Here is a 19,335-nt window from a genome sequence, read left to right on the forward strand (position 1 = left end):
CGCTCACTGTCCGCCGCATCCGGCTTGCCCGGGGCCTCGGTACGCGGCTCCCCGGCCTGCTTCGCGGCGGAACCGGAACCCGACTTCGCCACCCCGAACGCAGTCTTCTCCGGCTCACCCGACCCGGACGCCCCGGCCGAATCCCGGCCACCGGCCCCCGCCACACGGGAAGCCTCGGCCGGCTCCTCCTCCGACGCGGCCGCATCCCGCTTCACGGCACGGAAGACAGCAGTGCGCTCACTGTCCGCCGCATCCGGCTTGCCCGGGGCCTCGGTACGCGGCTCCCCGGCCTGCTTCGCGGCGGAACCGGAACCCGACTTCGCCACCCCAAACGCGGTCTTCTCCGGCTCACCCGACCCGGACGCCCCGGCCGAATCCCGCTTACCGGCACCCGCCACACGGGAAGCCTCGGCCGGCTCCTCCTCCGACGCGGCCGCATCCCGCTTCACGGCACGGAAAACGGCGGTGCGCTCACTGTCCGACGTCTCCGACCCGGTACGGGGATCCCCGGAGGGCCGCTTCCCGGACGGGGCCGAGGTCTCCTCCGACCCGGCGGAACCCGAGCCGGCCGGGACGGCAGGCGCGGCCGCGCCCGGCTTCACGGCACGGAAGACAGCAGTGCGCTCACTGTCCGCCGCCTCCGGCTTCGCGGCGGAACCGGAACCCGGCTTCGCCACCCCGAACGCGGTCTTCTCCGGCTCACCCGACCCGGACGCCCCGGCCGAATCCCGGCCACCGGCACCCGAAGCCGGCTCCGGCTCCTCCTCCGCCGAAGCGGAACCCGGCGCCGCGGCCGGCCGGCGGTCCGCGGAGTCCGCCGCAGCGGCGCCCGAGGCCGACTGCGCCTGGTCGCCCGCCGGAGCGGACCCCGACTTCTTCCGCTGGTCCGCAGACGCCCCGGCCGAATCCCGGCCACCGGCACCCGAAGCCGGCTCCGGCTCCTCCTCCGCCGAACCGCCGGAGGCACCCGTCGCGACCCAGGCCGCCACCGCTTCCTTCAGCGCGTCCCGGTCCCCGGTCCCCGCCGCCTCGCGCGGGCGCAGGACCGACAGCCTCGGGTCCCGCTCCGCGGACGGCGCGGCGGACTCCGCCGTCCCCGACGCACCTTCATCTACCGACTTGTCGGGGGACTCGCCCGCCACCAGTTCCTCCTCGTTCACCGTCCGGCCGCTGTCCGAACCGTCTAACAGTGTCCCGTCTAGGGGGCATCGCCCACCCGCTAGACGAGAACGACATAGCTGCCGGTTCCCCCACAAAGCGTCCAGGCGCTCTCGACAGATGAATGTGAGAGGCGTCACCCTGTCATTCATCCACGCGGGGAGGCATGGATGGGCAGGAGCCGCAGAACAATTCCGGAGGAGCTTCTGCTGCTCGCCTTGGACCCGACCACGGGAACCACGGCGCAGCCGCAGTCGCTCGACCTCGGCCTGGCCGGGGCACAGCTAGTAGAGCTGGCTCTGGCAGGACGGATAGCCCCTGACGGGGATCGTATCGCCGTGGTGATGCCACGGCCGACAGGAGATCCGACTCTGGACTCCGCACTGGAACTGCTGCGCAGGCGCGGCAGCCCGGTCCGGGCCGTTCATTGGATCGGCGGACCCCGGCTGGGGCTCCGTCAGATTTACCTCGCCCACCTGGAGCGCTGCGGCATGGTGCATGCCGTCGCGGGACAGATGTGCGGGGTGCTGCCGACGACTCGCTACCAGGCGACGGACACGGCGATCAGCCGGGAGATCCGTGCCCGGCTCGACAGTGCGATCCGCACCGGTGTACCGCCGGACCCGCGGACCGCGGCGCTCGCCGCACTGGCCCACGCGGTCGGTCTCGGCAAGCACCTGTACCCCGGCAACGAGGGGCGGTCGTCCAGGTCCCGGCTGCGGGACCTGATCCGGCACGACCCCATGGGCGGTCTCGTGGCGCACGCCGTCATGGACGTCCAGAACGGGGCGGCGGCACAGCCGAGGCGCGACCGCGCCCCGGTCACCGCGTCGGCAACGGCCTCGGCATCGGCGGCACCCACCGCCCGGGCCACCGCCGTACCGATGCAGCCGCGCCGCACGGGTGCGATGGCCCGGGTGCCCGCGCACTGATCAGCTCCACCCGCACCACCCGCACCGCGCCCCGCTACACCCCTTGACCACCAGCGGGCGCGCACCGCACGCACCACTGCGCCACCGCCGGAACCGGCCGTCCCCCAAAGACCCGGTTCGGGAGCCGCCAGCGCGCGGGGCGGCGGGGCCGGTTCGCCGGTCCCGCCGTCCCGCGCGTCTGTCTTTCCGGTCAGTTCCCCAGCGCCGTCGCACCCTTCGGTGGCAGTCTGCTGAACATCAGACACGCAGAGAGACAGAACCAGAAGAAGGCGGAGGTGCCGTCCCCGTGGCGTCCAATGTCAATCCCACCGTCCGACGCCGCCGACTGGGCATGGAGCTGCGCAAGTTGCGCGAGGACAAGGGCATGACGGCCGAGCAGGTCGCCGAGCGCCTGCTCGTCTCCCAGTCCAAGATCAGCCGGCTGGAGAACGGCCGTCGCTCCATCAGCCAGCGCGACGTCCGCGACCTGTGCGACGTGTACGAGGTCGAGGACCGCCGGCTCGTCGACTCCCTCATGCAGATGGCCAAGGACTCCCGCCAGCAGGGCTGGTGGCACGCCTTCGGCGACATCCCGTACAGCGTCTACATCGGCCTGGAGACGGACGCGGCCAGCCTGCGCACGTACGAGCCCCAGATGGTCCCGGGCCTGCTTCAGACCCCGGAGTACGCCCAGGCCCTGATCCGCGGTGCGCTGCCGGAGACCGCGCCGGCCGACGTGGACAAGCGCGTCCAGGTCCGGATGCACCGCCAGAAGCGGCTCTCCGAGACGGACAACAACAACCCGGACGTCGGGCCGCTGCGGCTGTGGGCGGTGATCGACGAGGCGGCGCTGCGCCGGCACGTGGGGGACGCCCAGTTGATGATCCGGCAGCTCGAATACTTGATAGAGCAGTCGGAACAGCCGTACATCACCGTGCAGGTGATGCCGTTCTCGATGGGCGCGCATCCGGGCGTCAACGGGCAGTACGCGATCCTGGAATTCCCCGACGCCTCCGACTCGACGGTGGTCTACATCGAGGGCGTGACGAGCGATTTGTACCTGGAGAAGGCCAACGACGTTCAGAAGTACAGCGTGATGTACGAGCACCTGCGTGCCCAGGCGCTCAATGTCGACCAGACGCGGCAGTTCATCGGCGAGATCATCGACCACTATTCGGGCAAGCGGAAGTAAAAGCGGAGGAAACCGTCCAGGTGGCGAGGGGGGCCGGTACGGTACACCGTCACCTCCCGGCCACAGAAGGTCTGAATGGAATATGCCACCCGGTCGAGTGAATGCCCACTTCAGCCTTCGGACGGTGCAGGTAGCGTCGATCACGTCAGCCGGAGTAATGGCTGGCGAGACCCGGAACTACTCGCTGAACCGGAGAGAAACATGGCTATTCGTCAGGGTGCTACGGAAAACTGGACCAAGTCCTCTTACTCCGGCGGAAACGGCGCCTGCGTCGAAGTCAAGTCGCCCGTCATGGACGCCATCGCGGTCCGCGACTCGAAGGTGCAGGACGGTCCGTCCCTCACCTTCGCGCCGGGGTCCTGGAACTCCTTCGTCACCGACGTCACCGAGGGACGGCTGGGACGCCTCGTCTGAGCGTGACGACGTCCGCCCCGACCGTCCGCACCACGACGACGGCAGTTGAATGAGGCCCTCTCGACCGGTCGCCGTCCTGGCCGAGGGGGCTCGGCCGTGCCCGCCGCACCGGCCGCCCCGACCCGCCGCGCCCCTCAGCGCAGCCGGTCGACGAAACGATCCGTCCCCGGCACCGTCGGGATGAACGGCGCCACCAGCTCCACCCGCCCCAGACCCGCTTCCGTGACCTCCGTGTCCAACCCCTCGAACCGGTGCCAGCAGGTTCGGGGATCGGCCTCCAGGAACCACAGCAGCGTCAACCGGGTGCCGACGCCCTCCACCTGCTTGACGTATGTCATCCGGTCACCCGGCAGCGGCGTGGGCCGGAAGACCGTCACGATCGCCGCGGGTCCGCCCGCCAGCCGCTTCGGGAGGGCCCGTGAGCGCAGCCACTCCAGCAGTCGCGCCCGCTGCTCGGGGCCGTCGGCGTCGATGACCTGGAGCACCAGCCCGGCGTACGGGTGGTCGAGGGCGTGGAAGTCCCGCGGTCCGGCGGCACCGTCGCGGTAGACGGTGGCCTCGTGGTCCTGGAAGGCCGTGAAGACGTGCGTGCGGTCCTGGTAGACGCGGCCGTCGCGGTTCAGCCGCTTGTTGATGCCGACGGTCCACTTCATGTGCTCGTCGTAGCGGCCCTCGGTCACCCAGTACGTCGACAGGTAGCAGCCGGCCGTGACGGGCTGGGCGACGGCCGACTCCTCCGGGTAGCGCAGCTCCTGGAGGTCCCTGGTGGCCACCCAGCGGCGCCCGGCGTACATCCAGGGCATGGCCATGGCACCGGCGTAGTAGTGGTCGTCCTCGTACCAGCGGTTGTACGCGAACTCGTGGCCCGGGTGCGGTTCGACCATGGTGATCAGCGCGTGGCCGGGGCGGACGCCGTACGGGCCCACTGCGGCGAGCGCCGCGTAGTCCTCGGCCCGGGTGTCGCCGTCGCCGTCGCGGCCCGGCAGGCGCGTCTCGTCTGTCGTCATGGGACCGGTCTATCTGATGCAGCGTCAGTTGGGGAGGGGGCCGACACCGTTTCGCCCGCCGCCCGTTCACCTGTCGGACAGGTAGGTGCCGTCTGCACCTTTCGTGGTTAGGCTGCGCGCACCCGCCGCCCGAAGGAGTCCCCGTGCCCCCCCCGTCACCGCCCTGCCGCTGCCCGCGTTCGCCGCCAGGACGGCCGCGGTGGCGGGTTCGCCGATCCGCGACATCCTCTCCCTCACCGACCGCCCCGAGGTGGTCTCCTTCGCGGGCGGCTACCCGGCACCCGAGCTGTTCGACACCGCCGGCCTGCGCGCGGCCTTCGACGCGGCCCTGTCCGCGCCCGGTTCCGCCGCCCGGGCCCTGCAGTACTCGACCACCGAGGGCGTGCCCGAGCTCCGTGCGACCGTCGCGGCGCGCGCCACCGCCCGGGGACTGCCGACCACCGCCGACCAGGTGGCCGTCACCACCGGCTCCCAGCAGGCGCTGGCCCTGCTCACCAGCGCCCTGCTCGACCCGGGCGACGCCGTCCTGGTGGAGAACCCGACCTACCTGGCGGCGCTCCAGGGCTTCGGTCTGGCCGGGGCCCGGGTCATACCAGTCCCCTGCGACGAGGACGGCATCCTCCCGGACGCCCTGGAGGAGATCGTGCGGCGCGAGCGGCCGAAGCTGCTGTACTGCGTCCCCACCTTCCAGAACCCGACGGGCCGCACCCTTCCCGGCGCCCGCCGTGCGGCGGTCGCGGAAGTCGCCGCACGGCTCGGCCTGTGGCTGGTGGAGGACGACCCGTACGGGGACCTCCGCTACGAGGGGGCCCACGTGCCGTGGCTCGCCGCGCACCCCGGGGCGGAGGACCGTACCGCCCTGCTCGGCAGCTTCTCCAAGGTCATGGCGCCCGGGCTGCGGCTGGGCTGGCTCCGGGCCCCGGCGGCCCTGCTGCGGGCCGCCGTGGTCGCCAAACAGGCGGCCGACCTGCACACCTCGACGGTGAACCAGCTGGCGGCGGCCCACTACCTGGCCTCGGCGGACCTCGACGCCCACATCGACGGGGTCCGCGCGGCCTACCGCATCCGCCGGGACGCACTGCTGGCCGGTCTGCCCGGGGCGCTCCCGGCCGGCTCGGAGTGGAACCGGCCGGAGGGCGGCATGTTCGTCTGGGCCCGGCTGCCGGCCGGTCACGACGCGACGGCCCTGCTCAAGTCCGCCGTCGCCCATGACGTGGCCTACGTCCCCGGGGCGCCCTTCTTCACCGGCGCCCCGGACCACCGGACGCTGCGGCTGTCCTTCGTCACCCACACCCCGGCCGAGATCGCCGAGGGCCTGCGCCGACTGGGCCGCGCCCTGCGGTAACCGGGCACCTCGGCGGCCGCTCCCGGGCGGGGGCGGCTCAGCCGTACAGCTTCTCGATCTCGGCGGCGTACCGCTCGGCCACCACCGCCCGGCGGAGTTTCAGGGTCGGCGTCAGGGTGCCCGCCTCGACCGAGAAGTCCTCGGCGAGCAGGTGGAAGGCGCGGATCCGGGCGGGGCGGGAGAGCGTGGCGTTGGCCGCCTCGACGTCCCGCGCCACCAGGGCCCGTACCGCGGGGTGTTCCGCCGGCCGGTCCAGGGCGTCCGGGGCGATCCCCTCCCGGGCCGCCCAGGCCGTGATCTCGTCCGCGTCCAGGGTGATCAGCGCCACGGGATGCGGGCGGTGGTCGCCGATCAGCACCGCGCGCGAGACGTAGCGGGAGGACTGGAGGGCGAACTCGACCTCGGTCGGGGTGATGTTCTTCCCCGCCGAGGTGATGACCAGCTCCTTCTTCCGGCCGGTGATCGTCAGGAACCCGTCGGCGTCGAGCGAGCCGAGGTCGCCCGTGTGCAGCCAGCCCCCGGCGTCGACGGTCTCGGCCGTCGCGGCATCGTTGCCGTGGTAGCCCGGGAAGACCATCGCACCCCGGGCCAGCACCTCGCCGTCCGGCGCGATCCGCACCTCGCAGCCCGCGACGGGCCGGCCGACCGTGCCGGGGCGGACCGATCCGGGGTGGCTGAGGCTGATCACCCCGGCGGACTCCGTCATGCCGTAGCCCTCGTAGACCGGGATCCCGCAGGCGCGCAGGAAGTCCGAGGTGGCGGGGGCGATCGGCGCGCCGCCGGTCAGCGCCCAGGTCAGCCGGCCCCCGAAGGCGGCGCGGACGGGGGCGTACAGCGATTCGCGCGCCGCCTCGTGCGCTGCCCGCGCCTCCTCGGGCAGTCGGCCCTCCGCGGCCAGCACGCCCAGCCGGACCGCCTCCTCGAACCGCTCCCGGCCGCCCTCCGCCGACTCCGCCAGCGACAGCACCACCGAGTGCAGCTTCTCGAACAGGCGCGGCACGGAGGGCAGGTGGGTCGGCGCCACCTCGGCGAGCTCCGCCAGGACGTTCTCGATCCGGCCGCCGAAGTAGCAGAGCTCACCGCCCTGGAGCAGCGTGGTGAACTGGATCAGCTGCGCCAGCAGGTGCGCGAGCGGCAGGTAGAGGTACGTCGTGTCCCCCGGGCCGCCCCGCACCACGGGCAGGGTGGCGTCCTGGACGGCGCCGAGGTTGCCGTGGGTGAGCCGGCAGCCCTTCGGCGGCCCGGTCGTCCCCGAGGTGTAGACGATGGCCGCGTCCGCCTGCGGGGTCACCGCCTCGGCGCGGGCCCGCAGTTCCGCCTCCGCGGCCGGGGGCAGCTCCGGGAGCGCGTCCAGCAGGACCACCGCCCGCACCGCCGGGAGCCGCCCGCGCAGCGCCTCCACCCGGGCCGCCTGGGCCGCGTCGTCGCAGACCGCCACCACCGCCGCGGAGTCCGACAGCACCCAGGCCAGCTCCTCCTCCCCCGCCGTCGGGTACACCGGCACCAGGACCGCGCCCGCCGCCAGCACCCCGAAGTGGGCGTACGTCCACTGCGGCCGGGTCTCCGCGAGGAGGGCCACCCGCTCGCCCGCCACTACCCCGAGGCCCAGCAGGGCCCGCCCGGTGCGCCGGACGCGGGCGCGGAGGTCCTCGTAGGAGAGCGTGCTCCAGCCGTCCCGCGGGGCTATGCCCGACCGGAAGCGGAGCGCGTTGTGGCGCCCGTACCGCTCCCCGGTCCACTCGGTGAAGAGGGCCAGCGTGCGCGGTCGCACCGGGTCCTGTACGGCGTCCATCGTGTTCGCCTCCTGGGGTGGGTACCCCGACGCTAGGCACCGGGGCGGCCCGGACGGCATGACCGGAAGCGTCAGCACCGCTGACCCCAGAGCTCATTGGGGTTACCGTCGGTCCCATGGGGAGGCGGACGATCACCGTGCACCACGTGCGTGCGCTGCTCGCGGGGGCGCGGCGGGCCGGCATCGACACCGTGCCGCTGCTGCAAGGGGCGCAGATCCCCCCGCTGTTGCTGGGGGACGACCGGGCGCGGATCACGCCCGCGCAGTTCGCCCGGCTGTTCCGGGCGCTGTACCGCACGACGCAGGACGAGTTCCTCGGCCTGGGCGCGGTACCGAGCCGGCCCGGCACCTTCGCCATGATGTGCTACGCCTCGCTGGGCTGCCGGGACCTGGGGGCGGCCGTCGAACGGGCCGCCGCCTTCTACGGGCTCTTCCCGGGCGGCCCGGAACTGGCACTTGAGGTCGCCGACGGCGAGGCCCGGTTCACCGTGCGCGGCCCCGCCGCCGGGGACGTGGCCGGCGACCGGGACGGGGAACGCTTCCTCGCCGAATGCGTGCTGGCGATCTGGCACCGGCTGAGCAGCTGGCTCATCGGACGCCGCATCCCGCTGCTGCACGCGGCCTTCGCCTACCCCGCGCCGCCGTACGAGGACGAGTACGAGGTGCTCTTCGACTGCCCGGTCCGCTTCGGCGCCGACCGGACGGCCGCCGCGTTCGCCGCGCACTGGCTGACCGCGCCGCTCGTCCGGGAGGAGCCCGCGCTCGACGCGATGCTCCGCCGGGCCCCCTTCGACCTGCTGTCGCGCCCTGAGTACGGGACCACGGTCGCGGAGCAGGTACGCCGGACCCTGACGCGGCGGCTGCGCACCTCGCCCCGGCTCCCGGAGCTCGGCGAGGTCGCGGCGCGGCTCGCGGTGTCCCCCGCGACGCTGCGCCGCCGGCTGCACCAGGAGGGCACGTCCTTCCAGCAGTTGAAGGACCACGTGCGGCGGGACGCGGCGATCGCGGGACTGGCGGAGAGCGGCGAACCCATCGCGGAACTGGCCGCACGGCTGGGCTTCTCCGAGGACACCGCCTTCCACCGCGCGTTCCGCCGCTGGACGGGCACCACCCCGGGCGCCTACCGGATCGCCTCGGGCGGCTGACGGGAGCCGAGGCGGGCTGACGACGGGCCGACGGGGCCTGCGGGGTGGCGGCTGGGGCCAGCAAAGGTGAGCTGCGCAGTCAGCGACATGCCGACCGGTCGGTCACTACCTTCTCCTCACCTGCCCCCACACGGACCCTCGGGAGAGCCGCCCATGCGTTTCCGCAGCACCGCCCTCGCCGCCGTGGCCGCCCTCGCACTCACGGCCTCGATGCCCGCGACCGCCACCGCCACCGCCACCGCGAACGCCGACACCACCGCCGACGCCGGTGCCGGCCGCCCCGGCGACCTCGTCAGCAGCGCGCCCTCCGCCTTCCACCCGCTGCCCGGCCAGCCCACCGGCACCAAGGCCTGGAAGGTCACCTACCGCTCCACCACCGCCGACGGCGCGCCGAACGTCGTCTCGGGCACGGTCATCGTCCCGCAGGACGGACGCACCGGCCCCCGCCCCCTCGTCAGCTACGCCGTCGGCACCGTCGGCATGGGCGACTCCTGCGCGCCGAGCAACAACTTCCCCAACGGCACCGCCATGGAGGCCAACCTCATCCAGCAGCTCACCCTGCGCGGCTGGGCGGTGGTCGTCACCGACTACGAGGGCCTCGGCACGCCCGGCGTGCACACCTACACCGTCGGCCCCTCCGCCGGCCACGCCATGCTCGACGCCGCCCGCGCCGCCCTCCGCCTCCCGGAAGCCGGGCTGCCCGCGAACACCCCGATCGGCATCATGGGCTACTCCCAAGGCGGCCAGGCCAGCAGCTGGGCGGCCGAACTGCAGGGCACGTACGCACCGGAGTTGCAGGTCGAGGGCACGGCGACCGGCGGTGTCCCGGCCGACCTGATGAAGGTGGCCGACTTCAACAACGGCTCCTACGGATCCGGCCTGATCTTCATGGCGGCCGCCGGACAGGACGCCGCCTTCCCGGAGCTGAAGCTCGACTCCTACCTCAACCCGGCGGGCAAGGCCCTGGTCGGCGGCATGCGCGAAGGCTGCGTCGCCATCGACGCCATCGCCGGCTCCTTCAAGCGGATCTCCGACCTGACCACCCGCGACCCGCTCGCCCAGCCCGACTGGCGGGCCCGGCTCGCCCAGAGCAGGCTCGGCGGGACCGCCCCGGCCGCGCCCGTGTACCAGTACCACGCGCTCGGCGACGAGCTGATCCCCTACGCCGTCGGCCGCGAGCTGCGCTCCGAGTGGTGCGCGCGGGGCGCGGACGTGGAGTTCGACACCGTCTGGGTCGGCGAGCACGTCAGCGGCGTCATCACCCACTCCCCGGCAGCCGCCGACTGGCTGGCCTCCCGCTTCGCGGGCCGCCCGACCCACCCCAACTGCTGACCCCGCCGCCCGGCGCCCCGCGTTTCAGTCCCGCCGGCGTTTGAGGCGCGGGGTACGGGGCGGAGCCCCGGAAAGCCCGGCGCAGTTGGGGCCGCTCCGCGCCACGGTGCCGCACCCGCACGGGCTACCGCCCCCGGTACATCGCGTCGATCTCCCGCGCGAACTCCCGGCCGATGACCCCCCGCCTCAGCTTCAACGACGGCGTCAAGTGCCCCCGCGCCTCCGTGAACTCCCCTTCCAACAGCACGAACCGCCGTATCGACTCCGCCCGCGACACCAGCGCGTTCGCCTCGTCCACCCCGCGCTGCACGTCCGCCCGCAGCTCCTCGTCCCGTACCAGCTGCCCCACCGGCACCCCCGCCTTCTTCCGCATCTGCCTCCAGTGCGCCAGCCCCTCCCCGTCCAGCGTGATCAGCGCGGCGACGTACGGCCGGTTGTCGCCGACCACCAGGCACTGGGCCACCAGCGGGTGCGCCCGCAGCGCGTCCTCCAGGACCGCCGGAGCGACGTTCTTGCCCCCGGACGTGATGATCATGTCCTTCTTGCGCCCGGTGATCGTCAGGTACCCGTCCTCGTCCAGCTCACCGATGTCGCCGGTCGCGAACCACCCGCCGTGCTCCGCCGCCCCGCCGTTCCAGTAGCCCGCGAAGACGTGCGGCCCGCGCAGCAGCACCTCCCCGTCCTCCGCGATCCGTACCGCCGTCCCCGGCAGCGGCCACCCCACCGTGCCCAGCCGCGGCCTGAGCGGGGGCGTCACCGTCGCGGCCGCCGTCGTCTCCGTCAGGCCGTAGCCCTCGAAGACCTCCACCCCCGCCCCGGTGTAGAACGCCGCCAGCCTCGCCCCCAGCGGCGAGCCCCCGCTCAGGACGTACCGCACCCGCCCGCCCAGCGCCGCCCGGATCCGCCGGTACACGAGCGGGTCGTACAGCGCCCGTGCCGCCCGCAGTCCCCATCCCGTCCCGCCGGTCTCCCCGTACCGCCGGGCGATCTTCGCCGCCCGGTCGAAGGACGAGGCGCGGCCCATCTGTTCCGCCGTCGCCCGCGCGGTGTTGTAGACCTTCTCCAGGACGTACGGGATGGCCAGCAGGAACGTCGGCCTGAACCCGGCCAGGTCCGCCAGCAGGTCCTCCGTACGGATGCTCGGCGCGTGCCCCAGCTTCACCCGCGCCCGCATGCAGCCCACGGCCACCATCCGCCCGAACACGTGCGACAGCGGCAGGAACAGCAGGGTGGAGGCCGGTTCGGTGCTCGCGGCCCGGAACACCGGGTGCAGCAGCTCCACGGCGTTGTCAACCTCGGCGAAGAAGTTCCCGTGCGTCAGCACGCACCCCTTCGGCTGCCCGGTCGTCCCGGACGTGTACACGAGCGTCGCGACGTCCTGCGGCGTACGGACCCGCCTGCGCTCGTGCACCAGCGCCTCCGGGATCCGCTCCCCGGCCTTGACCAGCCGGGCCACGGCGCCCGTGTCGAACTCCCACAGGTGCACCAGCCCCGGCAGGTTCACCCGTTCGGCGCTGATGATGCGGGCCTGCGTGGTGTCCTCGACGGCGCAGGCCACCGCCCCCGAGTCCTGGATGATCCACCGGGCCTGGGCCGCCGAGGAGGTCGGGTAGATCGGCACCGTCACCAGGCCGGCCGCCCAGCCCGCGAAGTCCAGCAGGGTCCACTCGTAAGTGGTGCGCGCCATGATGGCGAGCCGGTCGCCGGCCCGCAGCCCCTCGGCGATCAATCCTCTGGCGACGGCCAGCACCTCGGCCGCGAACTCGGCGGCGCTCACGTCGCGCCAGCTGCCGTCCGGCTCCTTGCGCGCGAGCACGGCCTCGCCGGGCGCCCCGGCCGCGTTGTCGAACGGGATGTCACCGAGCGATCCCCGGCCGGGCGGCCCGACGAGTGCGGGCACCGCCACCTCCCGCACCACCCCGTCGATGACGGTCTTCACGGGCTGGACCAGCTGTGGCTCGGCAGGCACGGGCGTGCTCCTCGGCTCGACTCCGGAGTTACCGCCGGTAATCTACGCACGGGTAACGGCCGCTGACCAGCCCCTGAACAGGCCCTGACCACCGCGGACACGAGTCCTCCACCGGGCGCGCACGCCACGCCTTTCGCCCCGCGCTCGGCGCGGGACGAAAGTCGGGGGCTGTGGTGGGGTGCGGCGCTAGTCGGTGCAGTACCTGTTGATCGCCGCGTTGAAGGAGCTGTCGAACGCCGTCTTGTACGCCTCCTTGGCCTTCTGCTGGGCCGCCGTGTCGGCGGTCAGGCCGTTCATGTTCTGCTGGGGCGGCTTGGGCTGGGCGTTGCAGGCACCGGACTGGGCCACGGTCTTCCCCTGGGCGAAGCCCTCCTTGGCGCCGCGCGCCTGCTCGGAGGCGATCAGCTTCTGGTTGACCGCGTCCTGGGCCGCCGCGCCGCCCAGGCAGTTCGCACTCGAACCGCCGTTCTGGAAGGCCTTGTACTTGCCGGCCGGCACGTCACCGGAGGTGAACTTGCCGTCGTCGCCCACGGTGGCGGTGCCCCCGCCCGCGCCGTCGGTCTGGTCGAGGAAGGCCTTGCCCTTGGCCTTGTCGAACCCCTCGCCGGTGACGATCACCTTCGTCGCGTCACCGGCCTTCGGTTCGACGAAGCACTCGGCCGCGGCCGGGGCGGCCGGAGCGGCCTTCGGGGTCGCGGCCCATCCAGTCGCGGCCGTACCGATGGCGAGCGAACAGGCCATGAGGGGGGTGAACAGAGTGATGCGGGTTCGTTGGTTCATCGTCGTTCCTCACCTGTGGTGGGGGAGGCTGATGGAGCCACGGGGCCTGCACTGCCGGCGGGCGCACGGACTTTGCGCCCCACAGGGCCGACACAGTGCACGGGAGCGGTTGCGCTGCAACGCGTACGTCCCGATGGGCCTCCGGAAGGAGTCCGTCCGACCCATCGTCCCCCGCCCCTCCGGACCTGTCGACCGGAGCCGCTCCGTCCTAGGCCGCCGCGGCCTCGGGGGGCGGGCACTCCCGGCAGCGGCCCGGTTCCGGGGCGCGGAAGGCCCGTTCGCAGCCGTCGCAGGTCTGGAAGGGGTCCGGGCGGGCGGCCGGGCGGCCAACCGGGGCCGCGGGGAGGGGTGGCGGGACCAGCGAGGTGATCCGGTAGGCCAGGACGGCCGCCGCGCTGCGCAGGCCGTCGGGGAGGTCGGCGGCCAGCTTCCGCCCGATGACGTCGGGCGCGACCCCGCGTTCGAGCCAGGTGGACAGGCCCGGTGCGAGGCGCAGGACGTCCCGTTCGGACAGCAGCAGCCGCGGGTCGAGCGCCCGCAGCCCGGCCAGCAGGCCGATGGCGGCGGGGTGCAGGGGCGCGACCGGCTCCGGCTCTGCCTCGGGATCCGGTTCCTCGGCCTCGGGGTCCGGCTCTTCGACCTCCCACTCGGGTTCCGGCTCCGGCTCGGGCGCGGGCCGGGGCCCGGCCGCGGGTTCCGGCACCGGCTCGTGCCGTACCCGCCTCGGGCGGGGCTCGGCGGGCTCTTCCGCTTCCGCGCCCGGCTGCTCGTAGTAGTACGTCCGGGTCACCATCCGCCCGCTGTCCAGCCGTACGACGCGCCGCTCGATGTAGCCGAACTCCTCCAACTCCCGCAGCGCGGCAGCCAGCCGGATCTCCCCCTCGGGGAAGTGCGCGGCCAGCACCTTGATGCCGACGGGTGCGCCGTCCCGCATCGACTGGACGTACACGGCGACGCCGAGGGCCGTCGCCGACAGCTGGGCGTGCTGGGCGAGGTGGTTGCCGACGACCGTGAAGCGCTTGCGGTGCCGGGACTTGACGTGAATGACGCCGGATCGGTGATTCCCGGGCGTAACCCGGGCCGCGGCGCGGGGCAGCGCCCTAGAATGCGTGAGAGCCATTGGGAAGCCGTTTACTTCCTAGTTGGTCAGGCCCTCGCCCGGGATGCCAGTCCCGGCGGGGGCCGTCTCATGTCTGAGGTTGTCGGCCAGAGCATATGCCAGGCAACCCATAGGAAATCCACCCCAGTTGGCACGGTTCACCCGTCCGAGCGACGGGAGGCCGGGAGGGTTGGTCGGGTGGTCGTTCACCCTCTTCGTATGGGAAGTACAGGAACCAACCCGACCGGGTCCCGCCCCACCGCGACCCGGTGAACCGCCCCCGCACCCCCACCGACATTCCCCCACGAACCACCCGCGCCACCACGCCTCCCCCGCCGCCGCGGACCATTACCACGCGGCGACCGTCAGGGGGCGTCGGCCGCCAGCAGGTCCACCACGATCTCCGCGCCCAGCGCGTACGCCGGGACGCCCGAGGTGATCAGGGCGGTCTCGGCGACTCCGATGAGGTCGGCGACCGTCGCGCCGGCGTGCAGCGCGCCCCGGGCGTGGATCCGGGCGGGGTGTTCGCGCCCGAGCGACAGGAGCTGGCCGAAGTGGACCAGCTGCTGCACGCGCGCGCCCAGCGGGTTCTCGGTCAGCACGATGTGCCGCAGCGCCGCGAGCGCCTCCTCGGTGGGCAGCCGGTCGAAGTCCCGTGCCAGGCGGAGCCGGTCCTGCACGCCCCCCGGGACGCCGCCGAGGGTGGAGTGGTAGCGGGCCCGTACGGCCTCGGTACGGGCCTCGGGCGCCGTCGGGTCGCCCGTCATGACGCGACCCGCGCGATCGAGGCGCGCACGGCGGCCAGGGCGCCCTCGGGGAAGTCCACGGCCCCGCCGATCGCCGCCGCGGCGATCTCCGCCTCGGCGCTCTCCTCGATGGCCACCACCAGGTGGGCGGTGGCCGCCGAGTCCGGGCCGAACACCAGCAGCCCGTGGTTGGCCAGCAGGGCCGCGGACGTCGTCGGACACCGCTCCAGGACGTCGGCGATCCCGCGGACCGATACGTCGGACCCGCGCGGCCCCCACGGCACCACCGGCACCTCCTCGGGCTGCCCGAAGCGCAGCATCGGCTCGGTCCGGCACGGCAGCGGCCTATGGGCCACGGCGAAGGCGGTCGCGGAGGGCGAGTGGGTGTGGATGATCGCGCCCACCTGCGGGCGGGCGCGGTAGACGGCGCTGTGCATGGCGATGATCTCGGCGCTGACGGACCGCAGTTCGCCCGCCAGGACCCGCCCGTCGAGGCTGACGGTCGCCAGGTCCCCGGGCCGCAGTCCGCGAACGAATCCCGGCGTCAGCAGGAAGCTTTCGGCGTCGAGCCGGGCACTGAGGTTGGCGTGCCCCGAGTGCGACATCACCCCCGCCGCGAACAGCGCTTCCGCCGCCTCGACCAGCTCGTTCGCCCGCTCGGTCCCTGTCTGTGTGGTTGCCATTGCGGCACCTCCGAAGTCTGCTGCCAGCGGCTCTTCCGTTCGCCGCTGTCCTCGCGCTCCCCACTCTTCAACTTGAACTAAGGTTTAAGTCAAGCGGCGGACCGACGTACCGGTCGGGAACGGGAGGAGCGGGCCCATGCGCATGACCATCGGACAGCTCGCGGAGCTCACCGGAGTGCCGGCGTCGGCCATCCGGTTCTGGGAACGCCACGGCCTGCTGCCCGCGCCCGAGCGCCAGAGCGGGCAGCGGCGCTACCCGCCGGAGGCGGCGCAGCGGATCGTGGTGCTGCGCAAGTGCCAGCAGGCCGGGCTGACCCTGTCGGAGATCGGCGAGTTCCAGGAGGACCAGCCGCGCAGGCAGGCGATGATCCGCGCCAAGATCGCCGAGGTCGAGCAGCGCATGATCGACCTCGAACACGCCCATCAGCTCCTGGTGCACGCCCTCCAGTGCGGCGAGGAGGACATCGTCAGCTGTCCCAAGTTCCGCGATCAGATGGCCGCCTGGCAGACGCCGTCGCGCTAGCCCCGGTCCAGGAGACCTCCGCCCACACCGCCTTCCCCGGCGCGGGCCCTTGCCGTACGCCCCACCGGTCGGCGTACGCGTCGACCAGCACCAGCCCCCGCCCCGGGGCCCGCCGCACGGGCAGCAGGTCACCCCGCGTATCGGTCACCTCGATCCGCAGCAGGCCCGGACGTGCGAGCAACTCCAGGCGGAACCCCCGCCCCGGCACCCGCCCGTGGGTGACAGCGTTGGCGGCCAGCTCGGCCACGATGACGCGGGGCGCGTCCAAGGGCAGGCCCCAGCCGCGCAGTTGCTCGACGGCGAGCAGCCGGGCGAGCCGGGCCGCGCGGGGGGTGGCGGACAGGAGGACGTCATAGTGCCGGGCGTCGAGCGCGGGTCCGGCGAATTCGCTGTTCACCTCACAGAGCGTGGCGGTGCGTGCGTAGCGTGAGAAGGCGCGACGCCCTTGCGTCCGGGCTTTGTCCGGACGTTGTCCGGTGCTGTCCGGTCGGTCCGCACCGTTGCCCCGGGTAGGGGGCGTTGAGGACATCGGCTCGTCGGAGGTAGCGCGCATGGGCGTGGACAGTGACGGTACGGAAGACGCCGGCTGGGACGTCGATCCCGAGGACGAACAGGGGGTCGCGGTCCTGTCCGCGCTGGGCCGCCAGCTGCGGACCTGGCGGGAGCAGGCGGGGATGCGGGTCGCGGACCTGGGCGTGGCCATGGGGTACGGGGAGGACCTGGTCCGCAAGATCGAGTCGGGCAAGCGCATCCCGCGCCCGGAGTACCTGGACAAGGCGGACGAGGCCCTGGGGGCGGGCGGCAGGATCCGCGCGATGAAGCCGGACATGGAGCAGGTCCGGTACCCGAAGAAGGTCCGCGACTTGGCGAAGCTGGAGGCGAGGGCGGTGGAGCTGTCCGCCTACGGCAACCACAACCTGCACGGCCTGCTCCAGACCGACGCCTACGCACGCGCCTTGTTTGAGATGGCGCAACCTCCCCAGTCTCCCGAGGAAGTGGAACGGGGGGTGGCCGGACGGTTGGCTCGTCAGTCGATATTCGAGCGTGTACCCGGGCCGGCCCTCAGCTTCGTCCAAGAAGAGGTGACCCTTCGGCGGACCATCGGGGGCAAAATGGTTCTACGTAGGCAGCTCGAACGCCTGCTGGAATTGGGGCAGTTGCGGAACGTTACGATCCAAGTGATGCCGACCAACTGTGACGACCACGCCGGGATGGGAGGCCTGATCCAAGTGTTGAAGTTCGGTGACGGCACAGCGGTCGGACGCTCGGAAGGCGTGTTCAACGGCCGCCCGGTATCCGAGCCCCGCCAGCTCCAAATCTTAGAGTTGCGCTATGGCATGATCCGGGCCCAGGCTCTCTCGCCACGGGCATCCCGGGCCTTCATCGAGCAATTGCTGGGAGAAACATGACCCTCACGTCCGAAGTGCAGTGGTTCAAGAGCAGCTACAGCGACAGCAGCGACATCAATGACTGCGTTGAGGTGGCCTGGGTCAAGAGCAGTTACAGCGACAGCAGCGAAGGTGACGACTGCGTCGAGGTGGCAGCCACCCCCGCCGCCGTCCTCGTCCGGGACTCCAAGGACACCCGGATCCCCCATCTCGCCTTCGGCCCCGCCGCCTGGGCCGGGTTCGTGGCGTCCGCCCGCTGAGCCGGGAAACACCGCGGCCCCCGCCCGGACGGGGGCAGGGGCCGCGGTGCGTGCGTACGGGCGTCAGGCTGCGACGGCCACCGGGGTGCGGGCCGGCTCCTCCAGGGGGGAGGACGAGGCGGCCGCGTAGGCCTTCTTGTCCAGGATCCCCTCGCGGGCCGAGACGATGACCGGGACCACGGCCTGGCCGGCCACGTTGGTGGCGGTGCGCATCATGTCCAGGATCGGGTCGATCGCCATCAGCAGGCCGACGCCCTCCAGCGGCAGGCCCAGCGTGGAGAGGGTCAGCGTCAGCATGACCGTGGCGCCCGTCAGACCCGCCGTGGCGGCGGAGCCGACCACCGACACGAAGGCGATGAGCAGGTACTCCTTGATGCCCAGCTGGACGTCGAAGATCTGCGCGATGAAGATCGCCGCCAGCGCCGGGTAGATCGCGGCGCAGCCGTCCATCTTGGTCGTGGCGCCGAACGGGACGGCGAAGGAGGCGTACTCCTTCGGGACGCCGAGGCGCTCGGTGACCTTCTGGGTGACCGGCATGGTGCCGACCGAGGAGCGGGAGACGAAGGCCAGCTGGATGGCCGGCCAGGCGCCCTTGAAGAACTGGAGCGGGTTGACCTTGGCGACCGTCGCGAGGAGCAGCGGGTACACGCCGAACATCACGAGGGCGGAGCCGACGTAGACGTCCGCGGTGAAGGTGGCGTACTTGCCGATCAGGTCCCAGCCGTAGGTGGCGATGGCGGTGCCGATGAGGCCGACGGTGCCGATGGGCGCGAGCCGGATGACCCACCACAGGGCCTTCTGGAGCAGCTCCAGGACGGACTCGGCGAGGGTGAGCACCGGCTGCGCCTTGGTGCCGAGCTGGAGGGCTGCGATACCGGCGACGGCGGCCAGGAAGACGATCTGGAGGACGTTCAGCTCCGTGAACGGCGTGACGATGTCCTTCGGCACGATGCCGGTCAGGAAGTCGAGCCACGAGCCGTGGTGCTTGGGCAGCTTGCCGTCCTGCGGGGTGAGGCCGGTGCCGGCGCCCGGGTTGGTCAGCAGGCCGATGGCGAGGCCGATGCCGACCGCGATCAGCGAGGTGATCATGAACCACAGCAGGGTGCGGGAGGCGAGCCGCGCGGCGTTGTTCACCTTCCGCAGGTTGGTGATCGACACCAGGATCGCGAAGAAGACGAGCGGGGCGACGGCCAGCTTGAGCAGCTGGATGAAGATGTCGCCGATCTGCTCCAGCGTGGTGCCCAGCCAGCTGATGTCCTGGCTCTTGGCGAGCCAGCCGAGCAGCACGCCGAGCGCGAGACCGGTGACGATCTGGGCCCAGAACGGGAACTTGAACGAGGCCTTGGCGGCCGGGGCCGGGGCCTGGGGGGTGGCGGACACGGACACTCTCCGGGGGTGACGCGTACGGGACGACGCGTGAAAACGTGGCGAACGGGGACGCGCGGGAACGGACGGAAGGTTCCTGCGGCGGTGACGGGGGCGGTGTTGACGACGCGGTGGTGACACGGTGCGGCAGCACCCGGAAAGCGCCGGGCCGGCCGGGACCGCTGCTGTGTCGTCAGCGACAACAGCAACAGGCCGCGGACACGCG

Annotated in this window: 18 protein-coding genes and 1 pseudogene; 9 read left to right on the forward strand and 10 right to left on the reverse strand. The window is 72.7% G+C overall.

The features are described 5' to 3' along the window. A pseudogene (locus tag ACWGH1_RS18540) lies at window positions 1-1,160 on the reverse strand (hypothetical protein); the annotation flags it as partial. A gap of 168 nt (window positions 1,161-1,328) precedes the next feature. Between ACWGH1_RS18540 and ACWGH1_RS18545 the strand changes: the two are divergent. The 3 genes from ACWGH1_RS18545 (at window position 1,329) to ACWGH1_RS18555 (ending at window position 3,675) form a co-directional block, all read left to right on the forward strand. Next, complete coding sequence (locus ACWGH1_RS18545) at window positions 1,329-2,090, forward strand: GOLPH3/VPS74 family protein (protein WP_453357760.1); 762 nt, start codon at window positions 1,329-1,331, stop codon at window positions 2,088-2,090. 286 nt (window positions 2,091-2,376) lie between these two features. Beyond that, window positions 2,377-3,261: a helix-turn-helix domain-containing protein gene (locus tag ACWGH1_RS18550; protein WP_453352659.1), complete on the forward strand. Its 885-nt coding sequence runs from the start codon at window positions 2,377-2,379 to the stop codon at window positions 3,259-3,261. Between the two features lie 201 nt (window positions 3,262-3,462). Then, window positions 3,463-3,675 carry a DUF397 domain-containing protein gene (locus ACWGH1_RS18555; RefSeq protein WP_136216547.1) on the forward strand — a complete coding sequence of 71 codons (213 nt, stop codon included), beginning with the start codon at window positions 3,463-3,465 and terminating at the stop codon, window positions 3,673-3,675. 134 nt (window positions 3,676-3,809) lie between these two features. On the opposite strand, the gene ACWGH1_RS18560 is transcribed toward ACWGH1_RS18555, so the two are convergent. After that, the gene (locus ACWGH1_RS18560; RefSeq protein WP_453352660.1) at window positions 3,810-4,682 is read right to left on the reverse strand and encodes a hypothetical protein; all 873 of its coding nucleotides are present in this window, start codon (window positions 4,680-4,682) and stop codon (window positions 3,810-3,812) included. Between the two features lie 199 nt (window positions 4,683-4,881). On the opposite strand from ACWGH1_RS18560, the gene ACWGH1_RS18565 reads away from it, so the two are divergent. Further along, on the forward strand, window positions 4,882-6,027 hold the full coding sequence (locus ACWGH1_RS18565; protein WP_453352661.1) for an aminotransferase-like domain-containing protein: 1,146 nt from the start codon (window positions 4,882-4,884) through the stop codon (window positions 6,025-6,027). A gap of 37 nt (window positions 6,028-6,064) precedes the next feature. Here ACWGH1_RS18565 and ACWGH1_RS18570 read toward each other — a convergent pair whose 3' ends face one another. Beyond that, entirely contained in the window at window positions 6,065-7,819 is a 1,755-nt protein-coding gene (locus tag ACWGH1_RS18570; RefSeq protein WP_453352662.1) for an AMP-dependent synthetase/ligase, read from the reverse strand. Between the two features lie 116 nt (window positions 7,820-7,935). On the opposite strand from ACWGH1_RS18570, the gene ACWGH1_RS18575 reads away from it, so the two are divergent. Together ACWGH1_RS18575 and ACWGH1_RS18580 are read left to right on the forward strand one after the other, a co-directional pair. Continuing rightward, entirely contained in the window at window positions 7,936-8,964 is a 1,029-nt protein-coding gene (locus tag ACWGH1_RS18575) for an AraC family transcriptional regulator (protein ID WP_453352663.1), read from the forward strand. 153 nt (window positions 8,965-9,117) lie between these two features. Continuing rightward, window positions 9,118-10,296, forward strand: a complete 1,179-nt coding sequence (locus tag ACWGH1_RS18580) for a lipase family protein (protein WP_453352664.1) — start codon at window positions 9,118-9,120, stop codon at window positions 10,294-10,296. A gap of 124 nt (window positions 10,297-10,420) precedes the next feature. Here ACWGH1_RS18580 and ACWGH1_RS18585 read toward each other — a convergent pair whose 3' ends face one another. The 5 genes from ACWGH1_RS18585 to ACWGH1_RS18605 all read right to left on the reverse strand — a co-directional run bounded on the left by ACWGH1_RS18585 (window position 10,421) and on the right by ACWGH1_RS18605 (window position 15,573). After that, window positions 10,421-12,265: an AMP-dependent synthetase/ligase gene (locus ACWGH1_RS18585; RefSeq protein ID WP_453352665.1), complete on the reverse strand. Its 1,845-nt coding sequence runs from the start codon at window positions 12,263-12,265 to the stop codon at window positions 10,421-10,423. A 186-nt stretch (window positions 12,266-12,451) separates the two neighbouring features. After that, window positions 12,452-13,045 (reverse strand): hypothetical protein, encoded by a 594-nt coding sequence (locus tag ACWGH1_RS18590; RefSeq protein WP_453352666.1) that lies wholly within the window; start codon window positions 13,043-13,045, stop codon window positions 12,452-12,454. Between the two features lie 208 nt (window positions 13,046-13,253). After that, entirely contained in the window at window positions 13,254-14,165 is a 912-nt protein-coding gene (locus ACWGH1_RS18595; RefSeq protein WP_453352667.1) for a helix-turn-helix domain-containing protein, read from the reverse strand. 344 nt (window positions 14,166-14,509) lie between these two features. Next, the gene (locus ACWGH1_RS18600) at window positions 14,510-14,911 is read right to left on the reverse strand and encodes a carboxymuconolactone decarboxylase family protein (RefSeq protein WP_453352668.1); all 402 of its coding nucleotides are present in this window, start codon (window positions 14,909-14,911) and stop codon (window positions 14,510-14,512) included. After that, the gene (locus ACWGH1_RS18605) at window positions 14,908-15,573 is read right to left on the reverse strand and encodes a class II aldolase/adducin family protein (RefSeq protein WP_453352669.1); all 666 of its coding nucleotides are present in this window, start codon (window positions 15,571-15,573) and stop codon (window positions 14,908-14,910) included. Before ACWGH1_RS18605 ends, ACWGH1_RS18600 begins: the two co-directional genes overlap by 4 nt. A 136-nt stretch (window positions 15,574-15,709) precedes the next feature. Between ACWGH1_RS18605 and ACWGH1_RS18610 the strand changes: the two genes are divergently transcribed. Next, entirely contained in the window at window positions 15,710-16,096 is a 387-nt protein-coding gene (locus tag ACWGH1_RS18610) for a MerR family transcriptional regulator (protein WP_453352670.1), read from the forward strand. On the opposite strand, the gene ACWGH1_RS18615 is transcribed toward ACWGH1_RS18610, so the two are convergent. Beyond that, entirely contained in the window at window positions 16,041-16,493 is a 453-nt protein-coding gene (locus tag ACWGH1_RS18615; RefSeq protein ID WP_453352671.1) for an ATP-binding protein, read from the reverse strand. The genes ACWGH1_RS18610 and ACWGH1_RS18615 overlap by 56 nt on opposite strands. 154 nt (window positions 16,494-16,647) lie before the next feature. Between ACWGH1_RS18615 and ACWGH1_RS18620 the strand changes: the two genes are divergently transcribed. Then, complete coding sequence (locus ACWGH1_RS18620; protein WP_453352672.1) at window positions 16,648-17,505, forward strand: helix-turn-helix domain-containing protein; 858 nt, start codon at window positions 16,648-16,650, stop codon at window positions 17,503-17,505. Then, window positions 17,502-17,744: a DUF397 domain-containing protein gene (locus ACWGH1_RS18625; RefSeq protein WP_453408833.1), complete on the forward strand. Its 243-nt coding sequence runs from the start codon at window positions 17,502-17,504 to the stop codon at window positions 17,742-17,744. The genes ACWGH1_RS18620 and ACWGH1_RS18625 overlap by 4 nt, the downstream gene beginning before the upstream one ends. A gap of 63 nt (window positions 17,745-17,807) precedes the next feature. Here the strand turns inward: ACWGH1_RS18625 and ACWGH1_RS18630 are convergent, their stop codons facing one another. Continuing rightward, a complete protein-coding gene (locus ACWGH1_RS18630) occupies window positions 17,808-19,130 on the reverse strand; it encodes a dicarboxylate/amino acid:cation symporter (RefSeq protein WP_453357145.1) in 1,323 nt (440 codons plus the stop codon). Between the last annotated feature and the right edge of the window lie 205 nt (window positions 19,131-19,335).

Source organism: Streptomyces sp. NPDC054883 (assembly GCF_053610645.1).

Excerpts from the sequence above, each read along its gene's own strand:
- ACWGH1_RS18605 (WP_453352669.1), bottom strand. The coding sequence starts at position 15,573 with ATGGCAACCACACAGACAGGGACCGAGCGGGCGAACGAGCTGGTCGAG.
- ACWGH1_RS18590 (WP_453352666.1), bottom strand. The coding sequence starts at position 13,045 with ATGAACCAACGAACCCGCATCACTCTGTTCACCCCCCTCATGGCCTGT.
- ACWGH1_RS18555 (WP_136216547.1), top strand. The coding sequence starts at position 3,463 with ATGGCTATTCGTCAGGGTGCTACGGAAAACTGGACCAAGTCCTCTTAC.
- ACWGH1_RS18545 (WP_453357760.1), top strand. The coding sequence starts at position 1,329 with ATGGGCAGGAGCCGCAGAACAATTCCGGAGGAGCTTCTGCTGCTCGCC.
- ACWGH1_RS18570 (WP_453352662.1), bottom strand. The coding sequence starts at position 7,819 with ATGGACGCCGTACAGGACCCGGTGCGACCGCGCACGCTGGCCCTCTTC.
- ACWGH1_RS18610 (WP_453352670.1), top strand. The coding sequence starts at position 15,710 with ATGCGCATGACCATCGGACAGCTCGCGGAGCTCACCGGAGTGCCGGCG.
- ACWGH1_RS18575 (WP_453352663.1), top strand. The coding sequence starts at position 7,936 with ATGGGGAGGCGGACGATCACCGTGCACCACGTGCGTGCGCTGCTCGCG.
- ACWGH1_RS18600 (WP_453352668.1), bottom strand. The coding sequence starts at position 14,911 with ATGACGGGCGACCCGACGGCGCCCGAGGCCCGTACCGAGGCCGTACGG.
- ACWGH1_RS18625 (WP_453408833.1), top strand. The coding sequence starts at position 17,502 with ATGACCCTCACGTCCGAAGTGCAGTGGTTCAAGAGCAGCTACAGCGAC.
- ACWGH1_RS18580 (WP_453352664.1), top strand. The coding sequence starts at position 9,118 with ATGCGTTTCCGCAGCACCGCCCTCGCCGCCGTGGCCGCCCTCGCACTC.
- ACWGH1_RS18560 (WP_453352660.1), bottom strand. The coding sequence starts at position 4,682 with ATGACGACAGACGAGACGCGCCTGCCGGGCCGCGACGGCGACGGCGAC.
- ACWGH1_RS18620 (WP_453352672.1), top strand. The coding sequence starts at position 16,648 with ATGGGCGTGGACAGTGACGGTACGGAAGACGCCGGCTGGGACGTCGAT.
- ACWGH1_RS18595 (WP_453352667.1), bottom strand. The coding sequence starts at position 14,165 with ATGGCTCTCACGCATTCTAGGGCGCTGCCCCGCGCCGCGGCCCGGGTT.